A 22,826-nucleotide genomic window follows, 5' to 3' on the forward strand; every position below is an offset into this window, starting at 1 on the left:
CCGTCACGCACTCCCGGATCGAACTCTGCTCGCCCACGCCTTGCCCAGGCCGGCGACCGCGACCGCCAGTCGGCGCGGCTTGCCCACCGTCGCACGGCGGCCGAAGATCTCGAAATCGATGGTCTCGATCCGGTCCAGGATCTCCGAGTACAGCGTCAGCGCCGCCGCCACGCACGGCCGCGAACAGGCCGCCAGGACGTCGATGCCGGGCCGGGCCTGCTCGTAGACCCCGCGGGTGATGGCGTGCTGTTCGGCCAGCGCCGCGCGCACCCGGTCATCGACGCGGCCCTCGCGCTGGCACCACAGCAGCCGATCCCGGTCGACGCCGTGGGCGGCCAGCTCGTCGGCCGGCAGGTAGACGCGGCCGCGGCGCAGGTCCTCGTCGACGTCGCGCAGGAAGTTGGTCAGCTGGAACGCCTTGCCCAGCGCCGCGGCGTAGGGCGCGGCCTCCTCGCGCGGACCGACGGTTCCCAGCACCGGCAGCATCTGCAGCCCGATCACCTCGGCCGAGCCGTACATGTACTGCTCCAACGACTTCCGGTCCGGATAGTCGGTGACGGTCAGGTCCATCCGCATCGAGGCCAGGAAATCGTCGAACAGGTCCCAGCTGATGTCGTACTTGCGGGCGGTGTCCACCACGGCGGTCAGCGTCGGGTTGTCGTCGCACGGCTCGTCCTGAACCAGACCGGCGAACAGCTTCTTGGACAGCTGCTGCAGTTCGTCGGCGCGCTGCTCGACGTCGCGATCGTCGAACTGGTCGAGGATGTCGTCGGCGCCGCGGGCGAACCCGTACAGCGCGTGCACGGCCGGGCGCTGCCGCGGGGTCAGTAGGCGCGTGGCCAGGAAGAACGTCTTGCCGTGGGCGGCGTTGACGTCGCGGCACTGGCGGTAGGCCTCCCGCAGCGACGGTTCGGTGACCCCGGCGGCATCGAGCTCTGAGCTGATCATCAGCGGTGGACCTCCGTGTGCGAGCGGACAGCGGTGAGCCCGGTGATCCGGTCGGCGGCCAGCCGGCCGGACAGGATCGCGGTCGGAACTCCGACACCGGGGACGGTCGAGGACCCGGCCAGGACGACGTTGTCCACACCGCGCACGGTGTTGGCCGGGCGGAACGGGCCGGTCTGAGAGAAGGTGTGCGCCAACGCGAACGGGCTGCCCGCGGCCATGCCCTGGCGTCCCCAGTCCGCCGGGGTGACCACCTGCAGGATCTCGGCGTCGTCGCCGACGCCGGGCATCCGGATGCGGACCGCGTCGAGCATCTGGTCGGTGTACTCCGACCCGGTGGCGTCCCAGTCGACGGTGCCGACCTCGGTGTTGGGGGCCGGGGCGAGCACGTAGAGCAGGTCGCGGCCGGGCGGCGCCAGCGACGGGTCGCCCGCGGTCGGCCGGGTGACCAGCAGCGACGGGTCGCGCATGACGCGGCCGTCGTCGATGATGTCGCGGAAGGTGTCCTTCCACGCATCGCCGAACAGGATGGTGTGGTGGCCGGCCCGCGGCCCCACCGCCGTGCAGCCGACGTGCGCGACGACCGCCGACGGGGCGGCCCGCAGCTTCAGCGGGCGGCGCGGGGTGCGGCGCAGCAGCCGGTAGGTGTCGGGCAGCTCGGTGGTCAGCACCACCGCGTCCGCGGCGTAGCGACCACCGTTGAGGGTACGCACCGCCGTGGCCCGCGGGCCACTGAACTCCAGCTCGGAAACCGGTGCGTCGTAGACGAATTCGACACCGGCGCGGGCAGCGGCGGCCGCCATCGCATCGGGGAGGGCCCGCATGCCGCCGTCGGGGAAGTACACCCCGGCAACGGTGTCCATGTAGGCGATCACCGCGTACACCGCCAGCGCGCTCTGCGGCGGCACGCCGGCGTAGAGCGCCTGGAAGGTGAACACCCGCAGCAGGCGTTCGTCGTGCAGGAACTTGCGCACCACCGGTTCCCAGCGGCGGAACGCGCCCAGCGCGACCAGACGGGCCAGCTGCGGGGTCAGCAGCGACAGCGGCGAGTCGAAGTTGTTGGCGATGAACCCGTCGAACTCGGTGCGGTACAGCTGGGTCAGCCACTCGCGCAGCTTGAGATAGCCGTCGGCCTCGCTGCGGCCGGCGAAGCGTTCGATCTCGGTGGCCATCGCCGCGCCGTCGGTGTGCACCGCCAGCTCGCTCTCGTCGGCGAACTTCGCACGGTAGGCCGGGTGAACCTCCTGCAGCGCAAGGAAATCCGTCAGCGACGCACCGACGGCGGCGAACGCCTCGTCGATGATGTCGGGCATGGTCAGCACGGTGGGCCCGGTGTCGATGCGGTAACCGTTGATGTCGGCGCGGCCGACCCGGCCACCGGGATGGCTGCCGCGTTCGAGCACGGTGACCGCGCGGCCGCGGCCGGCGAGCTGCATGGCCGCCGACAGCCCCGACAGTCCGGCTCCGACGATGACGACCCGGTCGGTCTTTCCGGTGACGGTGCGCATCACGCCGCCCGCTGGGTGCAGGCGACGGCCATCTCGGCCAGCGCGGCGCGGGGAAGATCCGGGATGTCGACCCGGTCGAGGAACCCCATCGCCCGGCGATGCCGTTCACTGATGCGTTCCTCGATCCACTGCATGGCGCCGCTGGCCACGATCAGCGCCCGCCACCGCTCGACGGCGGCCGCGTCGAGATCCGACGCGCTCATCAGGTCGGCGAGCTGACTGCGCAGACCCGGCCCGGCCAGCTCGTAGGCGGCGATGATGACGCTGGTCGCCTTGCCGGTCTCCATGTCGGTGCCGGCGGACTTGCCGGTCAACGTCGGGCTGCCGAACACCCCGAGGATGTCGTCGCGCAACTGGAACGCCTCGCCGATCGCCGCGCCGTAACCGGACAGCGCGTCGCACACCTCCGGCTCGCACCCGGCCATCGCGGCACCGATCTCCAGCGGCCGGCGCACCGTGTAATTGCCCGACTTGCGGCGCAGCACGTCGAGCACCTCCTCCAGGGTGGGGAATGCGTGCGAGCTGTTGACCAGGTCGGCGAACTGGCCGACCGCCAACTCGACGCGCATGTCGTCGTAGCGGGGCCACACCCGGGCCAGCGCGTCGGCGCCCACCCCGCTGTGGCGCAGCATCTGCTCGGCCCAGACCAGACACAGGTCGCCGAGCAGGATCGCCGCGGACTCGCCGAACCGCTCCGCGGAGCCGCCGAGTGTGTGGTCACGGTGCCAGCGCGCGAACACGACGTGCGCGGCCGGCCGGGCCCGCCGCATCGGCGAGCCGTCCATGACGTCGTCCTGGATCAGCGCGAACGCGTGCAGCAGCTCCAGGCTGGCCGACGCGCGCAGCGCCGCGTCGTCCTCGTCGGCGCCGCACAGCCAGCCCAGATACATGAACGTCGACCGCACGTACTTGCCGCCTTCGACGAAATCACGCAACAGACCCGGCGACACGTCCACGTGGGCGTCGCCCAGACGTTCGACGCATTCGCGATCGACGAAGTCGACGAGATGGGTACGTACCGCCTTGCGCACGTCGTCGCGCCAGTCCGCCAGCTCGGCGGCGCCCGCCGGCCACCAGTTCGGGGCCGCCACCGCTGCCCGGGTCCGCTCACCGCTGTTCAAGGGCATGCTCCTTCTGGTCGCGCCGCTGGTCGACGGAACGTCTTCTTGCGGTGCATTCGGAGCGGTGGCCGCCCCGGATGGGATCGATTTCGGCTCCCGGTGCTGCGGCTGCTGTACCCGGTCCGACCACGCTCAACCTCGCACCGTCACACCCGCGCGGCCTGTCTCGTCTCTGTTGTATGACTCCTCGCATTCCTCCCCGCTCCCCCGACGAAACCTCGCTGCTCACCCGGCTGATGTACCGCTACGCCAGGCACCGCTTCGGGGAGGTGCCCGAACCCTTCGCGGTCGCGGCACATCACCCGCGACTTCTCCTCGCCAACGCCGCCCACGAAGGGCTGCTGCAGTCAGCCTCGCACCATCTGCCGGCCAGCGTGCGCGAACTGGCCGTGTTCTGGACGGCTCGCCGCATCGGCTGCTCCTGGTGCGTCGATTTCGGGGCGATGCTGGCCCGGCTCGACGGTCTGGACGTCGACCGGTTGAGGGGGATCGACGACTACGCCACCTCGCCGGACTACACCGACGACGAGCGCGCCGCGATCGCCTACGCCGAGGCCGTCACCACCGACCCGCACGGGGTCACCGACGAGCAGGTCGACGATCTGCGCAGGCGGTTCGGCGACGCCGGGGTGGTCGAGCTGACCTATCAGATCGGCGTGGAGAACATGCGCGCCCGGATGTACACCGCGTTGGGCATCACCGAGCAGGGCTTCAGCTCCGGGGACGCGTGCCGGGTGCCTTGGGGATCGCCGTAGCCCTCGCCGTAGCCAGCGGTGACGCGGTGAACTTGGCGGGGTTGGCGATGTCCCAGATCGCGGCGACGCGGCCGTCGCGCACCGTGATCGCCGAGATGCGCGGCATCAGCACCGGCCACCGCCCGTCGGTGTCCGCGCCCGGCGAGTACAGCCCCAGCTGGCCGTTGACCAGCGCGGGCCGCCCGGCGTCGAAGAGCCGCGGGCCGTAGCGGTCGGCCAGACCGAGCAGGAACCGGGCCACCTTGTCGGCACCGGTGATGACCCGCGCCGCAGTCGGTGCCTTGCCGTCCGCGTCGCCGGTGAACGTCACGTCGGGGTGCAGCGCCGCGACGACGGCCTTCAGGTCGCCGGATGCCATGGCGGCGAGGAACTTTGCGACGACCTCGTCGTGCTCGGCAGCGGGCGCCGGCGCTCGCGCCGCGGTGCGCCGCGCGCGGGACGCGAGTTGGCGCGCCGCCGCCGCAGTGGTGTCGAGGACGTCGGCGATCTCGTCGAACGGCACGGCGAATCCGTCGTGCAGCACGAACGCGACCCGCTGGTCCGGGGAAAGGTTCTCCAGGACCACCATCGCGGCGAATCGGGCGTCCTCGCCGGCCACCACCGCGTTGAGCGGGTCACTGTCGAGCGTGGTCACCACCGGCTCGGGCAGCCACTGACCGGTGTAGCTCTCGCGCCGGTGCGCCGCCGAGCGCAGGCGGTCCAGGCTGAGTCTGCTGACCACCGTGGTCAGCCAGGCCTTCGTATCGCGGATCCTGCTGTCGCGCTGGCTGTTCCACCGGATCCAGGCCTCCTGCACGATGTCCTCGGCGTCGGCGAAGGTGCCGGTGAGCCGGTATGCCACCGCCAGCAGATGCGGCCGGAGCTCCTCGAACTCGGCCACCGTGGTCATGGGGGCGAGTTTAGTGCGGGGCGCGGGCACGGTCCCACCGTCGGACGTCGTCCGTGTTCGCGTTTGCTCGGTCTTAGTTCTGCCGCTGCATTCGGTGTCATACGAACGTATGAATTTCATCGGCCCCTCAGCAAATGCCCTGTTGAAAGCGCTGCAAATGTTGCCCTCTGAAAATTTGAGAGCTCATTTATCGCGTGTCGACTCTGTTGCCAGTTGTAGCATCTGCCAGCAGTTGACCACAGAAGGTCACAACTTCAGGGGGGCATTGGCCGTGGGCTATGCAAAATACGTTGGTCGGGTTGGTGCGTTGGCTGTTGCACTGGGGATTGGCACCGCCGTTGCCAACCCCGCGTGGGCCGATACTCAGACCAATGACACCGAAACTTCGTCGACGGGTGTAGCCGACGCGCGGTCACGTGCGTCGGCGGGCCCCGATCGTCGTGCGGGGTCGCCTGGTCCCACGGCGCTGTCGGAGCCGACGGCTTCGTCTGAACCCGCCCGGCTGACGACGGGAATCGACGCGGATGACATTGACGCGGGAGACGATGTCGAAGAGGCAGTCGACGAGCCTGAACTGACCATTGACGACGAGGAGTCCGGCGACAACGTCGCAGAGGACACCAGTGCTCTTGAGCCTGGGCCCGTCAACGAAGAAGACGAGGCAGACGAGAGACGCGCCGGACGGACCCTCGTCGGCGATGCACCCGCCACTGCGAACATCTCCGACCGCAGTTCATCGGTGACGTTGCCCGCTGACCGGACACGACGCCCGGCGGCGTCCGGGCCCGAGCGCGCGGAGACCACCTCGTCGTCGGAGATCTCACCCGCCGATGACGGCGCTGGATCCACGGGCATCATGGAATTCCGCATCCTGACGGAACAGTCATCGCCGTCGACGCACCGGCCGCGCACCCCCGACAACCCGGGTACCGAAACCCGCGATGTACCTGCCCCGGCACCCCTGGTGCGCCAGCCGAAGACGCCGCTAGGGGCGATTCTCGGTGGACCGGCGGCGATGCTGGATATCGCCGTCAAGGCGATCAACATGCTCTTCTCGCCGGCACCGACAATGCCCGGCGATCCACCGCTGCTGCTCGGCGTGCTCGCCTTCGTCCGTCGCGAAGTGACGCGTACGTTCTTCAACAGCTCTCCGCACGCTGTCGGCGACGTCGCCAGTACGTCGGAGAGCATCCCGACGCGAATCGCTGTGCTGGACAACGATACCGACCGCGGTGCCGGTGATGTTCTGACCGTCACCGAGTACACGCAGGCCACCAATGGCGTGGTGTCGTTAAACAATGACGGGAGCTTCACCTACACGCCGCACGCCGGATACGTCGGCACCGACACCTTCACCTACCGGGTCTCCGACGAGGCCAGCCCGTGGCACGTTCATTCCCTGGCCAGTCTACTCAAGGGCGGCCATGGATCGACGGCGACCGTAACCGTCACCGTCAACCCCATAGAGAATCAAACCCCCTCAGCCGGTGACGATTCCACCACCACCGCCGAGGACACGCCCACCGTCATCGACGTCCTCGCCAACGACACCGACCCCGACGGCGACACCCTCACCATCTCCACCGTCGGCACACCCAGCCACGGCACAGCCGTGGTAGCCGACGGCAAGATCACCTACACCCCCGCCACCGACTATCACGGCGACGACACATTCACCTACACCGTGTCTGACGGCACCGCCACCGACACCGCCACCGTCGCCGTTACCATCACCCCGACCAACGATGCCCCCGTGGCGGCCGCCGACACCGCCAGCACCGCAGAGGACACGCCGACCGTCATCGACGTCCTCGCCAACGACACCGACCCCGACGGCGACACCCACACCATCTCCAAAGTCAGCACACCGGGCCACGGCACGGCGGTAGTGACCGACGGCAAGATCACCTACACCCCCGACGCGAACTACCACGGCGACGACACCTTCACCTACACCGTCACCGACAGCACCGCAGCCAACACCGCCACCGTGACCGTCACCGTCACCCCGGCCAACGACGCGCCTGTCGCGTCTGACGACACGTTCACCATGCCCGCCGACGCCACGAGTGCCACCTTCAACGTCCTCGCCAACGACACCGATCCGGATCGCGACTCCCTGAGTGTCGTCGCTGTCACCGGAGCCATCAACGGAACTGCCACGTTCTCCGGTGGCACCGTCACCTACACCCCCGCAACAGGTTTCACCGGCACCGAGGTGCTGACCTACACAGTCTCCGACGGACGACTCACCGACACCGCCACGTTGACCGTGATCGTGCCGGTGTACAACGCCACCCCCGTCGCCGGCACCCCCGCCTACGACTTCACGACGAATAGTGGCAGCGGTACCGTAACCGGAACCATCAACGTCTCCGATCCAGACGGTGACACACTCACTTTCGAGCTGACCGCACGCCCTGTAGAAGAAGTCGGCATGGTAGCCATCGATTCCGAAACCGGATCGTGGGAGTTCATACCGACAGCGCAGGCCCGTTTGGGCGCCTGGCTTGGTACGGGGGAATCCAGTGCCACCTTCTCAGTCACCGTCTCCGATGGGCAGGCCACCACGACTATCAATGTTGTGGCGCCGATCGATGCCGCGGTGACCTTCACGAGAGACGTCTTCGATATCGACGCGGAGCGACTCGAAGCTCAAGGGTTGGCCATATCACCGGATGGCCGCCTGTACCTCACTCAGTACCTTGCTGATGACTCGGCGGGCCAGGTCACGGTCATCGGACGCGGCGGTTCTGTCGATGCCGTCATTGACATCGCTTCGGTCATTCCTCAGGCGATCAGCACTGCCTATGACGTCGCCGTTGGTCCAGACGGTCGGGTCTACGTCAGCAGCGAGGTCGGTGACAGCTGGGAGGATTATGTTCAAGAATCCTTCCACGGCGCGGTGCTGGTCATCGACCCCGCGAGCGACTACTCCGTCGCACTGTTTGCAGAACTTGCCGAACCTGCCTCAGGCATCGACGTCGACAGCGCCGGACGTGTCTATGTGGGTAGCTGGACCACCAAGACGATCACGGTCTTGAACCCTGATGGCTCCAACGCCGACGTCATCCACCTTCCAGAGCCCGCAGACGCTGCGACCGGTGTCACCGGTGTCGCCGTTGGCCCGACTGACCGGATGTATGTCACCGATCCCTGGCAGGGGACCGTCACGGTTGTGGAGCGTGACGGATCCATCGCCCACACCATCGATCTCGGCGGCACCCCCTGGAGCGTCGAGGTCGGGGGCAACGGTGCCGTGTACGTCTCCGACCCCGATACTGGCACTCTCACCGTGCTCAACCAAGACGGTTCTATCGCTGCAGTTGCCAACCTCGGCAGCGACAGCTACCCCGCCGATGTGACGCTGGGCGCCGACGGGCGTGTCTATGTGCCACTCACCGCAACCGGTGACGATGGTGCGCTCGGCAGAATCATCGTACTGACCCCGGTGGCGGTGGCCCGCCTGCTCGGCGCCACCGTGATCGGCGAACCGATTGCAGGTACACCCGGTTCCGTCGACGGGTCGATCTACAGCAGCCCGGTCGTGACCGCCGACGGCACCATCTATCAAACCGTCAGCACCCGCGACTCGGCAGGCGTCGCCACCGTCACCGTCACCGTGATCGCGCCGAGCGGCACGACCACCCATACCGAACCGGTTTCGGGTGACCCGGCAGGGCCACTGGTCATGGGCGAGAACGGCACCGCGTACCAAACCATCACCCACCGCGACTCCGATACCGACGCCACCGTCACCGGTGTGATCATCATGCCGCCGGCCGGTCAAAGCTGGTTCACCGGCCACCACGTTGGCGCCCCCGCCGGTCCGGTCGTACTCGGGGCCGATGGCACCGGGTACCAGACGCTCTCGCAGCTCATGAGCGACGGTACCTATACCACAACGGTTCTCGTCATCACCTCAGATGGGGCGACCCCCTACACGCTCAACGGCTTCCCCGGCAGTTCCGGAATCGGTGCGCCGTCCGGTCCGGTGGTAGCGCCGGACGGCACGGTGTATCTCACCGTGGGCGACTGGGTCATCGACCCCAACACACTGCAAGCCGGCGAACACACCACGACGGTGGCAATCCTCGGCCCGAACGGGCCAAGTACGTCCTCGATCGACGGTGCCGCAGGGGGCGGCGTGGGGCTTGCGTCCGATGGAAGCGTCTACCAGCCGATCTACCAGACGCCTACCCGCCCCGATGCCACACTTGGCACCGCTGTGTTGGCTGTCCTCACCGACAATGGACTCGTCCAGCTCGGCGGCACCGTCGACGGCATTCCTATCGGCAGTCCGGTGATCGGCCCCGACGGGACCCTGTACCAAACCGTCTTCAGCCCTGTATTCGACGCCGACGCAGGCACAGTCGAGTACGTCACCGCGGTGGCGGTCATCACCCCGACGGGCCTGACGTCGATCCTTTCCGATATCGCCGGCATCCCGCTGCGAGCCTCCGACGGATCGAGTGTGCTGCCGGTCGTGGTCGGACCGGACGGCACCGCATACCAGGTGGCGCAAAACCTTGACCCTGCCACCTACACAACGAGCACCACGCTGGCCGTGCTCACCGCCACGGGCGACACCGACATCACCGACATCGCCGGTGAGGCGGTCGGTCCGGTCGTGCCGGGTGTCGACGGACGCGCCTTCCTGACGACCTACGACGCCGAGACCGACACCACCAGAGTGGCGGTGATCACCGCCAATGGCACGACCATTCGAGAACTCGCGGGCCGTCCCGGCGACTCGCAACTGACTGCGATGAACTGGTCGGTCGTGGTAGCGCCGGACGGAACCGCCTACCAAACCACAAGCGCCGTCGACCCCGATTCCGGTGTTAACACCACCAAGGTGTCGGTCATCAGCGAGACGGGCATCGTGACCCACACCATCGACGGCAGCCCAGCGGGATCCGTCGTGTTCGCACCCGATGGGACGGTTTACCAATCTGTCGGGCGCATCGATCCCTACTCGGGAGATTCGAGCACCACGGTCTCCGTTATCTCGCCGATGGGTATTACCCCGATCACCCACCCGATCACGGGCACCCCGGCCGGGTCTGTGATGTTCGGTCCACGCGGCAGCATCTATCAGGTCACGGTGGAGACGAATGGCGGAATGATTGACGCGACATCCCGGGTGTTCGTCATCGGGGGAGCTGCGACCGCAACTACTGCATACGCCGCGGGCGGTGCGCCGGAGAACCTCGCTGCGACCGCCTGGGACGCGCCGGCGTTGATGACGGTAGAAGCGATGGTCACCGCCCCGGCGAGCGCGCCGGCGACAGTTGCGGCCCAATCAGCGCTGGCAGGGGGCGTGCAGGGCGTCGCCATCAGTGCCGCCAACATCGAGTCGACCTTACTCCGGGCAGTCGCCCCGATCGCCACCATTTCCACCAGCGCTGTCTTTCCGTACGCGGGCCAGGTGGCCGTGAGCCCGGACGGTGTACACGTCTACACCGTCAGCATCAGCGGGACCGGATCTACGGTGCAGCAGGCGATCAGCATCGTTAATACTCGTACCAACACGGTGAAGACGATTCCCGTCGGCAACGGCTACCCCTACAACGCGTACGGAATCGCGGTGAGCCCAGACGGCCGAAGTGTTTACACCAACGGCCTCACCTTCACCGGAATCAGCTACCAGCCTGCGGCGTTCATCCTCGACACCGTCACCCACACCGTGCGCACCATCCCAATCAGCGGCGCTTACTTCAACGAGGTGGGGATAGCCGTAAGCCCGGATGGCCGTCACGTTTACTACAGCGGCGTCACCGGTAACGCTGGCGGAACACATCAGCAGGTGCTGACTGTCCTCGACACGACCTCAAACACCGTCAGCACGATCCCCGTCCCCAACCAAAACAGCAGCGACACTCCATATTTTGTGCACGGAGTGGTCGTGAGCCCGGATAGCCAGCGCGTCTACACGACGAGGGTAACGCCTAACGGCTCCGTCGCCGTGACTGTGCTCGACACAGCCACCAACACTGTCTCCTCCATCCCTGTTAACGGTCCCTTATTTGCACGCGGTCTTGCCCTGAGCCCGGACGGTCGCAGCGCCTACACCGTCGGGGTCAATAGCGACGGCACCACAGCCATCACCGTGCTCAACACCTCCACCAAGACCATCACCACCATCCCCGTCCCCGTCCCCGTCCCCTACCTTTACGGCAATCCCTACGCCTACGCAGTCACCGTCAGCCCGGACGGTCGTCGCGTCTACGCCAATACCGGGAATGGGGGGGTCATCGTTTTCGACGCCATCACCAAAGACGTGACCATCGTCCCGATCAACGTTGCCGGCGTAGACCCCCAGACTGGCGGGATAGCTATCAGCCCGGATGGCCACCGGATGTACATCACCAGCGGTGACCTCGATTACGGCAGTAACGGCCAAGAGGCCGTGCTCGTCCTTGATACCGCAAAGATTAATAGTGTAGCCACGAAGTTCATCGCCATGCAGGCGCTTCAAGAAGCTCTGTCCAGATTGATTCCATCGACCGGAGACTATCAAGTTGAGAAGAAGGTTGAAACCGAGGAAATGCGGGCTTCCAACTTGCTTGGACGCATTCCGGATTCGAACGAAACAAGGGAAGCGATCAAAATCCAAATCATCGATACGGATCCCGATGACGGTGAGGTAACCCCCGAGACAACACGGATGGTGGTATATCTGTCCGGAATGCTCGGAAAAGCTAACCCTTTCGCCAAGTTGGCATCTTCTGCGGGTGCAGTTGCGGTTGCAAATGGTCAGATACCCCACGAAGTCGCTGATGAAATTGATAAGTTTTGGCAGAAGTACAAACCAGCGGAAATCATGCTGGTTGGATATAGTAAAGGTGGCATGATTGCACAGAATTATGCGGAACAGGGAAGACACAGCAGGCGGGTTCGCGCACTTGTGACGTTTGCTTCTCCCATTGTTCAGCCCCCGAATTTTGATTATCCGGCAATTCATTTAAGGGATGTATTTGACAGCATTCCCCGATGGCTGGATCAACCTCAAGATAAACAAGAAAACAGCGAAGTGGCACGCACTTACGACTGGATCGGCTCCGGAAAGCACGAGACCAAGAACTATACCGACGGTGCTCACTGGTTCGAGATCAACGGCGGTAGGGTGCTCATCAAAAATGCAATGGCTGAGTTCGAGGGCACCGAAATTTATAATTTTGTGCGGTACTACTGACACGAACAGCCGATGTATAGCTTCCAGCACGCCTTAAGGAGCTAACAGGGAATTGCGCCAGCCAGTCCGCAAAACGTCGAGTCGCTGGGCAACGTGATGCGTTCTGGGGTAGCCATGAAATTGCAGCCCTAGCGCTTCGCGAAAACCGTGCGATGCCAGTCCTTCTCGGCCGCCCCGGTAATGTCGCTCATCACGTGCTTGATCGACAGGTACTCCTCGAGGGAGTACTGGCTCATGTCCTTGCCGAAGCCGGACGCGCCGAAGCCGCCGTGCGGCATCTCGGAGATGATCGGGATGTGGTCGTTGATCCACACGCAGCCGGCATGGATCTCGCGCGAGGCCCGCTGGGCGCGGTAGACGTCACGGGTCCACGCCGACGCAGCCAGGCCGTAGGCCGTGTCGTTGGCCTGCCGCAACGCGTCGTCGTCGTCGACGAACGAGCGCACCGTCAGCACCGGGCCGAAGATCTCGTCGCGCCACACCTCCGAGGATTCGGCCACGTCGGCGATCAGCGTGGGCCGGTAGAACGACCCCGGCCCGTCGGGCGCGACCCCGCCACAAACGATCCGGCCACCCTCCCCGGGCGCCCGCGAGACCATGCCCGCGACCTTCTCCCGATGCGCGACAGAGATCAGCGGCCCCAGATCGGTGTCCGGGTCGTTGGGGTCGCCGACGACGATCTTGGAGAACAGTTCGGCCACCCCGGCGACGAAGTCGTCGTACAGACCGCGAGCGACCATCGCGCGCGTCGCCGCGGTGCAGTCCTGGCCGGTGTTGATCAGCGCGCCGGCGACCGCGCCCTGGATGGCCGCGTCGAGGTCGGCGTCGTCGAACACCACGAACGGCGCCTTGCCGCCCAGCTCGAGCTGGGTCCGGTGGCCGTGCACCGCCGCGGCCGCCATCACCTGACGCCCCACCGGGGTCGACCCGGTGAACGTCACCATGTCGACGTCGGCGTGCCCGGCCAGCGCAGCTCCGACGTCGGCGCCGGACCCGGTCACCACGTTGAGCACCCCCGCAGGCAGTCCGGCCTCGCCGGCCAGCCGCGCCAGCGTCAGCGTCGTCAGCGGGGTGATCTCGGCCGGCTTGATCACCACCGAACATCCGGCAGCCAACGCGGGCAACACTTTCCACACCGCCATCTGCAGCGGGTAATTCCACGGCGCGATGGTCGCGACCACACCGACGGCCTCGCGGCGGATCGACGACGTGTGATCGGGCGAGTACTCCCCGGAAGCCTTGCCCTCGAGATGACGTGCTGCCCCGGCGAAGAAGTCGATGTTGTCGATGCTGCCGGGCACGTCGAACTCTTCGGCCAGCCGCACCGGCTTGCCGCACTGAGCCACTTCCTCGGCCACCAACTCGGCCGACGCCTCGGAAGCCAACCGGGCCAACGATGCCAGCACCCCCGAGCGCTCGGCCGGCGTCGCCCCCGCCCAGTCCGCCAGCGCCGCCCGCGCCGACGCCACCGCGCGGTCCACATCAACCGGAGCTGCCAGGGTGTACTCCGCGACGGCCGCGCCGGTGGCCGGGTTGATCACGGTGTGCGTCGCGCCGGCGGTGCTCACCGGCGCGCCGTCGATCCAGCTGCTTGCCATGCCCATGACCCCACGCTATAACGCGGAGCCGAACCAGGCTACGCATTACGGCAGCGCCAACGCGGCCATACGCGTGATTTCATGGTCCTGGTTGCCCGAGACGACGGATTCCGTGCACAATCTCAGGATGGCCAACCCCGGGATGCCGCACGCCGTCGGCCCGGTGTCGTTTCGCGTGAACACCTCCCGCCCCGGCGCTGCGTTCCCCCTTGATGACCTGTCCAAAGCCATCATCGAGAAGCTGCAGCAGGACGGGCGGCGCTCCTACGCCGGCATCGGCAAGGCGGTCGGCCTGTCCGAAGCCGCCGTCCGCCAGCGGGTACAGCGCATGGTCGACGCCGGGGTGATGCAGATCGTCGCCGTCACCGATCCGATGCAACTCGGGTTCGCCCGCCAGGCCATGATCGGCATCAAGTGCACCGGGGACACCACCAAGATCGCCGAACAACTCGCCGAGATCGACGCCGTCGATTACGTCGTGCTGACCGCGGGGTCCTTCGACGCGATCGCCGAGGTGGTCTGCGAGGACGACGACCACCTGCTGGACCTGTTGAACACCCAGATCCGCGCGCTGCCGGGAGTGATATCCACCGAAACGCTGGTCTATCTGAAACTCGTCAAGCAGCAATACAATTGGGGCACCCGATGACCATCATCTCCGAAACTCCCGACACCGCGACCTCTGACCTCTCCGCCAAAGCCAACCGCCATCTGTGGGGGCATTTCGCCCGGCACGGCGCCGGCATCACCCCGCCGATCATCACCCGCGGCGAGGGCGTGCACATCTTCGACGACAAGGGCCGCCGCTACATCGACGGCCTGTCCGGGCTGTTCGTGGTCCAGGTCGGCCACGGCCGCAAAGAGCTCGCCGAGGCCGCCGCCAAGCAGGCCGAGCAGCTGGCGTTCTTCCCGCTGTGGTCCTACGCCACCCCCACCGCGATCGAGCTGGCGGAGCGCATCGCCGGTTACGCCCCCGGCGACCTGAACCGCGTCTTCTTCACCACCGGCGGCGGCGAAGCCGTCGAAAGCGCGTGGAAGCTGGCCAAGCAGTACTTCAAGCTGACCGGCAAGCCCGGCAAGCACAAGGTGGTGTCCCGCTCGATCGCCTACCACGGCACCCCGCAGGGCGCGCTGTCGATCACCGGCATCCCGGCGTTCAAGGCCCCGTTCGAGCCGCTGGTGCCGGGCGGCTTCCGCGCCCCGAACACCAACTTCTACCGGGCGCCCGAGCCGTATGCGCACGACGAGAAGGCGTTCGGCGAGTACTGCGCCAACCGCATCGCCGAGGCCATCGAGTTCGAGGGCCCGGAGACGGTGTGCGCTGTCTTCTTGGAACCCGTGCAGAATGCCGGCGGCTGCTTCCCGCCGCCGCCGGGCTACTTCGAGCGGGTGCGGGAGATCTGCGACGAGTACGACGTGCTGCTGGTCTCCGACGAGGTGATCTGCGCCTACGGCCGCATCGGCTCGATGTTCGCGTGTGACGACTTCGGCTACGTGCCCGACATCATCACCTGCGCCAAGGGCCTGACCTCGGGTTACTCCCCGATCGGTGCGATGATCGCCAGCGACCGGCTGTTCGAGCCGTTCAACGACGGCACCACGGTGTTCGGGCACGGCTACACGTTCGGCGGGCATCCGGTGTCGGCGGCGGTGGCGCTGGCCAACCTGGACATCTTCGAGCGGGAAGGCATCAACGACCACGTCAAGGAGAACGCCCCGGCGTTCCGGGCGACGCTGGAGAAGCTCTACGACCTGCCGATCGTCGGCGACGTACGCGGCGAGGGCTTCTTCTACGGCATCGAGTTGGTCAAGGACAAGGCCACCAAGGAGACGTTCAACGACGAGGAGTCCGAGCGGCTGCTGCGTGGATTCCTGACCCCGGCGCTGTGGGAGGCCGGTCTGTACTGCCGCGCCGACGACCGCGGCGACCCAGTGGTGCAGCTGGCGCCGCCGTTGATCAGCGGGCAGGCCGAGTTCGACGCGATCTACGACGTGCTGCGCGCCGTGCTGACCGAGGCGTCCGCGCGGATGTGATCCTGTGGGTAGGCCGCCGATCGATCCCGTCCGCTGGCAGGCGCCGCCCGTCGAGCCGCTGCCACCGGCGCCCGCCGCCGACCTCACCCTGGTGCCGATCCCCGGCGCCGAACCCGAGGACGTCCGCGTCGACGCCGACGGACGGCTGTGGGTCGGCGCCGCCGACGGCAGCATCGTGTGCCTGGACGCCGACGGCACCAACCCCCGGGTCGTCGCCAACACCGGCGGCCGGCCGCTGGGTCTGGCCTGCACCCGCGACGGCCGGCTGCTGGTGTGCGACAGCCCCCGCGGACTGCTGCGGCTGGACCCGTCGTCCGGGCAGTGCGAGACGCTGGTGCACCACATCGGCGGCCGGCGCCTGCAGTTCTGCTCCAACGCCGTCGAGATGCCCGACGGAACGGTGTATTTCACCGAATCGACGTCGGCGTTCACGATCGACGACTATCTGGGGGCCATCCTGGAGGCCCGCGGCCGCGGCGCCCTGCACCGCCGCGACCCCGACGGCGCGATCAGCACGCTGCTCGAGGGGCTGTACTTCGCCAACGGCGTGACCCCGACCGCCGACGGTTCGGCGCTGGTGTTCGCCGAGACGCAGGCTAGGCGGCTGTCCAAGTACTGGCTGACCGGACCCGATGCGGGCTCGGTGACGCCGCTGGCGGTGAACCTGCCCGCGATGCCCGACAACCTGTCCACCGGCGCCGACGGCCGCATCTGGTGCGCGATGGTCACACCGGCCAATCCGCTGGCCGACCGCCTGGCCGGCGCACCGCCGCTGCTGCGCAGGCTGATCTGGCGGCTGCCGAGCCGTTTGCAGCCCAAACCGGAGAAGGTGGTCTGGGCGGTCGCGTTCGACCCCGACACCGGCGACGCGATCGCCGGCGTGCACACCACGCACCCACAGTTCTGGATGGCGACCAGCGCCCTCGAGCACGCCGGACGGCTGTGGCTGGGCAGTATCGGCGGCCCCTACCTGGGTTGGGTGGACCTGGCGGCTACCGGGTGAACCGGTGCACGGTCGCCTCGCGCGAGCAGGCGTCCCCGGTCAGAGCCATCCGCGACGCATAGGCGGGGTGGCGTCGCATCGCTTCGTCGAAGCGCGCCCGGCGGCGGGCGGAGTGCGACTGCAAATCGATGACGGTGGCGCCAACCTGCGGTGTTGTCATGTCGTCGACCTCCCGAGAAGACCGGTGGATACCCGGCTGTGAACTCAGGATGCGGTCAACACCTGTGCGCAGCCGGCGGAATTGCCGTGAGCTTGCTAAGAAGTGCCCAAGCTCACACTGCGGCAAACCTGCCGAACCTACGGGCTGCGCAGCGTCAGCACGCTGATGTCCGGCGGCGCGCCGACGCGCAGCGGCGGACCCCAGAACCCGGCGCCGCGGGTGACGTAGAGCTGGGTGTCGCGCACCCTCGACAGCCCCGCCAGCGCGGGCTGGGCGAGGTCCACGGCGTAGTGGAACGGCCACATCTGGCCACCGTGGGTGTGCCCGGAGATCTGCAGGTCCACGCCGCGCTCAGCGGCCTCGCCGACCTGGACGGGCTGGTGGGCCAGCAGCACGGTCGGGCTGCCGCGCTGGATCCCGCGCAGCGCGCGGTCGAGGTCGGGGGGATCCGAGCGGGACTCGCCGGCCAGATCGTTGATGCCGACCAGGTCGAACCCGCCGGCGCCGCGGCGGATCCTGGTGTTTTCGTTGCGCAGCGGCTGCAGCCCGAGACGGTCGAGCTCGCGCAGCCATTCGTCGGTGTCCTCGACGAAGTACTCGTGGTTGCCGGTGATGAAGAAGGCGCCCTCGCGCGCCACCAGATCTTGCAGCGGCGCCGCGGCCGACCCGAGCTCGGCGACCGTGCCGTCCACGACGTCGCCGACCACCGCGACGAGATCGGGTTCGGTCTCGTTGATCATCGCCACGATGCGCTCGGTGTGGGCCCGCCCCAACAGCGGTCCGAGGTGGATATCGGAGACCACCGCGATGCGGAACCCGTCGAACGCCGGGTCCAGGCGCGGCAGCCGCACCGGTACGCGCAGGATCTGCGGTGGGCCCAACGCGTTGGTCAGACCGGTACCGACCAGCCCGACGGTGGCCGCCCCGGCGGTGACCGCCGCGACCCGGGACAGGAAGATCCGGCGCTGCACCGATTCCGGTTCCTCGGAGCGCCGGCCCCTGCGCCACAGGGCACGCAGCAGACGGACGGGTTCGAGCGCCAGCAGCGTCAGGAACAGGTAGGCCACCACGCCGAACCACAGGTAGCCCGGCCAGGCCAGCCAGCGGAACCCGGTGACCCCGGCGGTCCGCGGCACCACCAACGCCGCGACCAGCAGCGCCAACAGGCCGACCAGAACCAGTGACGCCCACCGCCGCACCCGCCCCGGCCGGGTGGTGTCTTTGACCACGCGTTTCCACACGTAGAGGTGCATGAGCCCGAGGACCGAGGCGAGGATCAGGAAGAACATGAGTCAGGCCAGCCTATGCGCCGCCGGGAGCCGACAGCGGTGTCAGCTCGGTCAAGACGCCGCGTGGCTCCCGGGAAAAGGCAGTTTGATCGCCTAATCTGCGCACACGATGGGCACTTTCCGGACGTTCGCGACACGAGCGGCGGCGCTGCTGACCGCCCCGATGACCGTCGCGCTGCTGACCGTCGCGCCGGTCGCCGGCGCCGACCCCGGCCTGCCCGCGGCCGACGCCTGCCTGTACCGGGAGACCACGCCGCCGGCCGTCGACGCGTCCGAGGTGCCCAAGCCGGGCGAGGCTCCGCCGGCCCCGCTGCCGGTGCCGGCCACCCCGATGGGCGGTGACGCGCTGTCGAACTGCGGCGTGATCGTCGCGCCGGGCACCCCGCCGATCCCCGGCGACGTGTCCGCCGAAGCCTGGCTGGTCGCCGACATCGACAGCGGCGACGTCATCGCCGCCCGCGACCCGCACGGCCGCCACCGACCCGCCAGCGTCATCAAGGTGCTCACCGCGATGCAGGCCCTTCGCGACCTGCCGCTGCACAAGGTGGTGCCCGGCACTCCCGAGGACGCCGCGCAGGAAGGCACCAAGGTCGGCGTCGGCGAGGGTGGGTTCTACTCGATCAACGACCTGCTGCACGGTCTGCTGATGTATTCCGGCAACGACGCCGCATTCGCGCTGGCCCGCCAGATGGGCGGCATGGAAGCCGCGCTGAACAAGATCAACGGCCTGGCCAACAAGCTCGGCGCCCGCGACACCCGGGTGGCCACCCCGTCGGGTCTGGACGGGCCGGGGATGAGCACCTCGGCCTACGACATCGGCCTGTTCTACCGGTACGCGTGGCACGATCCGACGTTCTCCAGAATCGTTGCGACGCAGTCGTTCACCTTCCCCGGTCGCGGGGAGGGCACCTATCCGATCGAGAACGACAACCGCCTGCTGGCGAATTACCCGGGCGCGCTCGGCGGCAAGACCGGCTTCACCGACGACGCCGGGCAGACCTTCGTCGGCGCCGCCGAGCGTGACGGCCGGCGTCTGGTGGCCGTGTTGCTGCGCGGCACCCGCCAGCCCATCGCACCGTGGGAGCAGGCCGCACGGTTGCTCGACTACGGGTTCGCCGTGCCCCCCGGCACCAAGGTCGGCACGCTGGTCGACCCTGACCCGTCGCTGGGCGGGATCGCCGAAGACACCGCGGCGGCCACGACGACGAAAGCCAATGCGGTGCTGTCGGACGTGGACGCCACGCCGGTGCGGGTGGGTGTCGGCGTGGTCGGCTCGGTCATCGTGTTCAGCCTGATCATGGGCGCTCGCGCGCTCAACCGCCGCCCTCAGCGCGGCTGACGTCGGGGCTCCGGCGGCGAGGCGAAAAGCTCAGCGCGCCAACGGCGCCGAGGAGCGCCGCCGCTGCGGCCTGCCACGGGTGCAGACCGGGGCGGGCGATGATGCGGTTGCGGATCACCGCCGGTCCGGGCGCCGCGACGACGTCCTCGCGCATGTTCTCGGGCATGGTGGCCGCCCACGCCGTGGCGAACAGGATCAATCGGGCGGTGATGTAGGCGAACACCATCAAACCGAGCACCGGGCCGAATGTCGCGCCCGCCGGGCCGGTCAGCACCGACCGCAGGTAGATCGCCGCCACCAGCTTGAAGATCTCGAAACCGACTGCGGCAAGCAGACCGGCGCGGACACTGCTGCGGAAGCTCACCGACTCCCGGGGCAGCCGTGCGATCAGGAAGGTGAACAGCAGCCACGACACCAGCACCGACACCAGTAGCGACGCGACGCGCAGCACCAGCGTCAACCCGGGCGCGTCGGCAATGCCGAACCACTCCAGCACGTTGCGCATCACCGACATGTTGCCCAGCGCGGTCAGCGCCATCGTCAGCACGATCGCGACGAACACCGACAGCAGTGCGAGCAGGTCGGAGATCTTGGTGCGCAGGAAGCCGGGCAGTTCATCGCGGTACAGGCCCCACATCTGGCTGAGCGCCTCGCGCAGGTTGGCCATCCAGCCCAGCCCGGCCCATGCCGCCGCCGCCAGACCGATGAGCCCGACCGAGGTCCGGGAGTCGATCGCGGACTCCATCAGCTCGGTGAGCTGCTGGCCCATGTCGCCGCCGACCGATGACCGGATGCGGTCCTGGACGGTGGCCAGCAGCTCGGGCTGGTTGGCGAGCACGAAACCGCCGATCGCGAACCCGACCATCAGCAGCGGGAACAGCGCGAAGATGGTGAAGTAGGTGATGCCGGCGGCGTAGAAGTCGCCCTTGGAGTCCTTGTAGCGCTGCTGGGCCCGCATCACGTGGTCGAACCAGGGCATTCGCGCGCGGAGCCGGTCGACCAGCCCCGGCTTGTCGTCGGTGTCCGACGGTCGGTCCGGGGCGGTCATGGCATCCCTCCTCGCTGGTGGCTAGTCCGTCACCCGCGGTCGCGGCGCGAGGAAGCCCAGCCGGTCATATACCCTCTGCAACGTCTGTCCAGACACCTCGCGCGCCCGCTGCGCGCCGGTGGCCAGCACACTCTCCAGTTCGGTCGGGTCAGCGAGCAACTCGTCGACCCGGGTCTTGATGGGCGTGACGAACTCGACCACCGCCTCGGCGGTCTCCTTCTTCAGATCGCCGTAGCCGCGGCCCTGATACGCGTCGACGAGCGCGTCCACCTCCCTGCCGGTGACCGCCGACTGGATGGTCAGCAGGTTCGACACCCCGGGTTTGGCGTCGGGGTCGAACCGGATCTCGCGTTCGCTGTCGGTCACCGCGGAGCGAATCTTCTTGGCGGTCTTGGCCGGATCGTCGAGCAGGCTGATCAGCCCGGCGTCGGTGGCCGCGGACTTGCTCATCTTCGCCGTCGGGTCGGCCAGGTCGTAGATCTTCGCGGTGGCCTTCGGGATCATCGGCTCCGGCACCACGAACGTGTCCGGGAACCGCGCGTTGACCCGCTGCGCGACGTCGCGGGCCAGCTCGAGGTGCTGGCGCTGGTCCTCGCCGACGGGCACCAGCTCGGTGTCGTAGAGCAGCACGTCGGCGGCCATCAGTACCGGATAGGTGAACAACCCGACCGTGGTGGAGTCCGCGCCCTGCCTCTGTGACTTGTCCTTGAACTGCGTCATCCGGGAGGCCTGCCCGAACCCGGTGAAACAGCCCAGCACCCAGGCCAATTCGGCGTGCGCGGGGACGTGGCTCTGCACGAAGACGGTGGCGCGGGCCGGGTCCACCCCGAGCGCGAGGTACTGCGCGGCGGTGGCCAGCGTGCGCTTGCGCAGCGTCTCGGGGTCCTGGGCGACGGTGATCGCGTGCAGGTCGACGACACAGAAGTACGCGTCGTTGCTGTTCTGCAGCTCCACCCACTGGGCCACCGCGCCCAGGGCGTTGCCGAGGTGCAGGGAATCGGAGGTGGGTTGCGCGCCGGAGAACACGACGGGCCGGGCTGTGTCGCTCATGATGCGTCGATCTTTCCATGGCGCCGCACCCGAGCGATTTCGGCGTGGTTATCGACGCTGGGCGACGAAAAGCACGCCGAAATCACTCGAACTCCACGGTCACCGGTGCGTGGTCCGACCAGCGCAGCGCGTACGCCGCGGGCCGCTCGGTGCCGGCCGACACCGCCCGCTGCGCGAGATCCGGGGTGACGAGGTGGTAGTCGATGCGCCAGCCGGCGTCGTTGTCGAAGGCCTTCCCGCGCCACGACCACCAGGCGTAGGGGCCGGCGACGTCGGGGTGCAGCCGGCGCACCACGTCGACCCAGCCGTCGGCCAGCAGATCGCTGACCCACTGGCGTTCCTCGGGCAGGAAGCCCGACTTCTTGACGTTGCCCTTCCAGTTCTTGATGTCGTTCTCGGTGTGGGCGATGTTCCAGTCGCCGCAGACGATCGCGTCCCGGCCGCCGACCCGCAGCTCGGCCATCCGGGCGGCCACCGCGGCCATGAATCGTTCCTTCTCCGCCTGCCGCTCGGTTTGCGCCTCGCCGGTCGGGACGTAGATGCTGGCCACGGTGACCCCCGCGGTGTCGACCTCCAGGTACCGCCCGTGGGCCTCGAATTCCTCGGCGCCGCAGCCGATGCGGATCGCGTCGAACGGCGTCCGGGACAACACGGCCACGCCGTTGCGGCCCTTCCGGTGTGGTCCGGCGGCGGCCAGCTGCCAGCCGTCGGCGATCGCGGGGCCCAGCGCGTCGGCCAACTGGTCGTCGTCGGCGCGGGTCTCCTGCAGACAGATCACATCGGCGCGGGTCTGCTTGAGCCAGGCCAGCATGCCGAGGTTGTCGGTGGACCGTTGTTTGACGGCCGCCCGGACGCCGTTGACGTTGATGGTCGTGACGATCACGGCCCA

At 67.9% G+C, this 22,826-nt stretch carries 16 protein-coding genes; 6 read left to right on the forward strand and 10 right to left on the reverse strand.

Annotated features, from left to right (window positions below; genetic code table 11):
* Positions 1–3 precede the first annotated feature (3 nt).
* Genes G6N31_RS15715 through G6N31_RS15725 form a run of 3 tightly spaced genes read right to left on the reverse strand, consistent with a single transcriptional unit; the run spans position 4 to position 3,580 of the window.
* Positions 4–948 carry a phytoene/squalene synthase family protein gene (locus G6N31_RS15715; protein ID WP_098002279.1) on the reverse strand — a complete coding sequence of 315 codons (945 nt, stop codon included), beginning with the start codon at positions 946–948 and terminating at the stop codon, positions 4–6.
* Positions 948–2,453, reverse strand: coding sequence for a phytoene desaturase family protein (gene crtI, locus G6N31_RS15720; RefSeq protein ID WP_098002278.1), 1,506 nt, complete (start codon positions 2,451–2,453; stop codon positions 948–950). Before crtI ends, G6N31_RS15715 begins: the two co-directional genes overlap by 1 nt.
* A complete protein-coding gene (locus G6N31_RS15725) occupies positions 2,453–3,580 on the reverse strand; it encodes a polyprenyl synthetase family protein (protein WP_098002277.1) in 1,128 nt (375 codons plus the stop codon). The genes crtI and G6N31_RS15725 overlap by 1 nt, the downstream gene beginning before the upstream one ends.
* Positions 3,581–3,753: 173 nt before the next feature.
* Between G6N31_RS15725 and G6N31_RS15730 the strand changes: the two genes are divergently transcribed.
* Entirely contained in the window at positions 3,754–4,329 is a 576-nt protein-coding gene (locus tag G6N31_RS15730) for a carboxymuconolactone decarboxylase family protein (protein ID WP_098002276.1), read from the forward strand.
* On the opposite strand, the gene G6N31_RS15735 is transcribed toward G6N31_RS15730, so the two are convergent.
* Positions 4,286–5,218, reverse strand: a complete 933-nt coding sequence (locus tag G6N31_RS15735) for a sigma-70 family RNA polymerase sigma factor (RefSeq protein WP_098002370.1) — start codon at positions 5,216–5,218, stop codon at positions 4,286–4,288. The two genes, G6N31_RS15730 and G6N31_RS15735, sit on opposite strands and share 44 nt — an antisense overlap.
* Before the next feature lie 109 nt (positions 5,219–5,327).
* On the opposite strand from G6N31_RS15735, the gene G6N31_RS15740 reads away from it, so the two are divergent.
* Positions 5,328–12,416: an Ig-like domain-containing protein gene (locus tag G6N31_RS15740; RefSeq protein ID WP_163722211.1), complete on the forward strand. Its 7,089-nt coding sequence runs from the start codon at positions 5,328–5,330 to the stop codon at positions 12,414–12,416.
* Positions 12,417–12,544: 128 nt separating this feature from the next.
* On the opposite strand, the gene G6N31_RS15745 is transcribed toward G6N31_RS15740, so the two are convergent.
* The gene (locus tag G6N31_RS15745) at positions 12,545–14,020 is read right to left on the reverse strand and encodes a gamma-aminobutyraldehyde dehydrogenase (protein ID WP_098002274.1); all 1,476 of its coding nucleotides are present in this window, start codon (positions 14,018–14,020) and stop codon (positions 12,545–12,547) included.
* A gap of 121 nt (positions 14,021–14,141) precedes the next feature.
* Between G6N31_RS15745 and G6N31_RS15750 the strand changes: the two genes are divergently transcribed.
* The 3 genes from G6N31_RS15750 to G6N31_RS15760 are packed head-to-tail and all read left to right on the forward strand — an operon-like array spanning position 14,142 to position 17,051.
* Positions 14,142–14,663 carry an Lrp/AsnC family transcriptional regulator gene (locus G6N31_RS15750; RefSeq protein WP_098002273.1) on the forward strand — a complete coding sequence of 174 codons (522 nt, stop codon included), beginning with the start codon at positions 14,142–14,144 and terminating at the stop codon, positions 14,661–14,663.
* Positions 14,660–16,048, forward strand: a complete 1,389-nt coding sequence (locus G6N31_RS15755) for an aspartate aminotransferase family protein (protein WP_098002272.1) — start codon at positions 14,660–14,662, stop codon at positions 16,046–16,048. The genes G6N31_RS15750 and G6N31_RS15755 overlap by 4 nt, the downstream gene beginning before the upstream one ends.
* Positions 16,049–16,052: 4 nt before the next feature.
* Complete coding sequence (locus G6N31_RS15760; protein ID WP_098002271.1) at positions 16,053–17,051, forward strand: SMP-30/gluconolactonase/LRE family protein; 999 nt, start codon at positions 16,053–16,055, stop codon at positions 17,049–17,051.
* Here the strand turns inward: G6N31_RS15760 and G6N31_RS15765 are convergent.
* On the reverse strand, positions 17,041–17,211 hold the full coding sequence (locus tag G6N31_RS15765; protein ID WP_163722212.1) for a hypothetical protein: 171 nt from the start codon (positions 17,209–17,211) through the stop codon (positions 17,041–17,043). The genes G6N31_RS15760 and G6N31_RS15765 overlap by 11 nt on opposite strands.
* A 137-nt stretch (positions 17,212–17,348) precedes the next feature.
* The gene (locus tag G6N31_RS15770; protein WP_098002270.1) at positions 17,349–18,500 is read right to left on the reverse strand and encodes a metallophosphoesterase; all 1,152 of its coding nucleotides are present in this window, start codon (positions 18,498–18,500) and stop codon (positions 17,349–17,351) included.
* Between the two features lie 109 nt (positions 18,501–18,609).
* On the opposite strand from G6N31_RS15770, the gene G6N31_RS15775 reads away from it, so the two are divergent.
* Positions 18,610–19,839 (forward strand): D-alanyl-D-alanine carboxypeptidase family protein, encoded by a 1,230-nt coding sequence (locus G6N31_RS15775; protein WP_098002269.1) that lies wholly within the window; start codon positions 18,610–18,612, stop codon positions 19,837–19,839.
* Here the strand turns inward: G6N31_RS15775 and yhjD are convergent.
* The 3 genes from yhjD to G6N31_RS15790 form a co-directional block, all read right to left on the reverse strand.
* The gene (yhjD, locus tag G6N31_RS15780) at positions 19,814–20,887 is read right to left on the reverse strand and encodes an inner membrane protein YhjD (protein WP_098002268.1); all 1,074 of its coding nucleotides are present in this window, start codon (positions 20,885–20,887) and stop codon (positions 19,814–19,816) included. The genes G6N31_RS15775 and yhjD overlap by 26 nt on opposite strands.
* A gap of 21 nt (positions 20,888–20,908) precedes the next feature.
* Positions 20,909–21,937 (reverse strand): tryptophan--tRNA ligase, encoded by a 1,029-nt coding sequence (gene trpS, locus G6N31_RS15785; RefSeq protein WP_098002267.1) that lies wholly within the window; start codon positions 21,935–21,937, stop codon positions 20,909–20,911.
* Between the two features lie 82 nt (positions 21,938–22,019).
* Positions 22,020–22,820 (reverse strand): exodeoxyribonuclease III, encoded by an 801-nt coding sequence (locus G6N31_RS15790; protein ID WP_098002266.1) that lies wholly within the window; start codon positions 22,818–22,820, stop codon positions 22,020–22,022.
* Positions 22,821–22,826 lie beyond the last annotated feature (6 nt).

The organism is Mycolicibacterium duvalii, from assembly GCF_010726645.1.
GTDB lineage: Bacteria > Actinomycetota > Actinomycetes > Mycobacteriales > Mycobacteriaceae > Mycobacterium > Mycobacterium duvalii.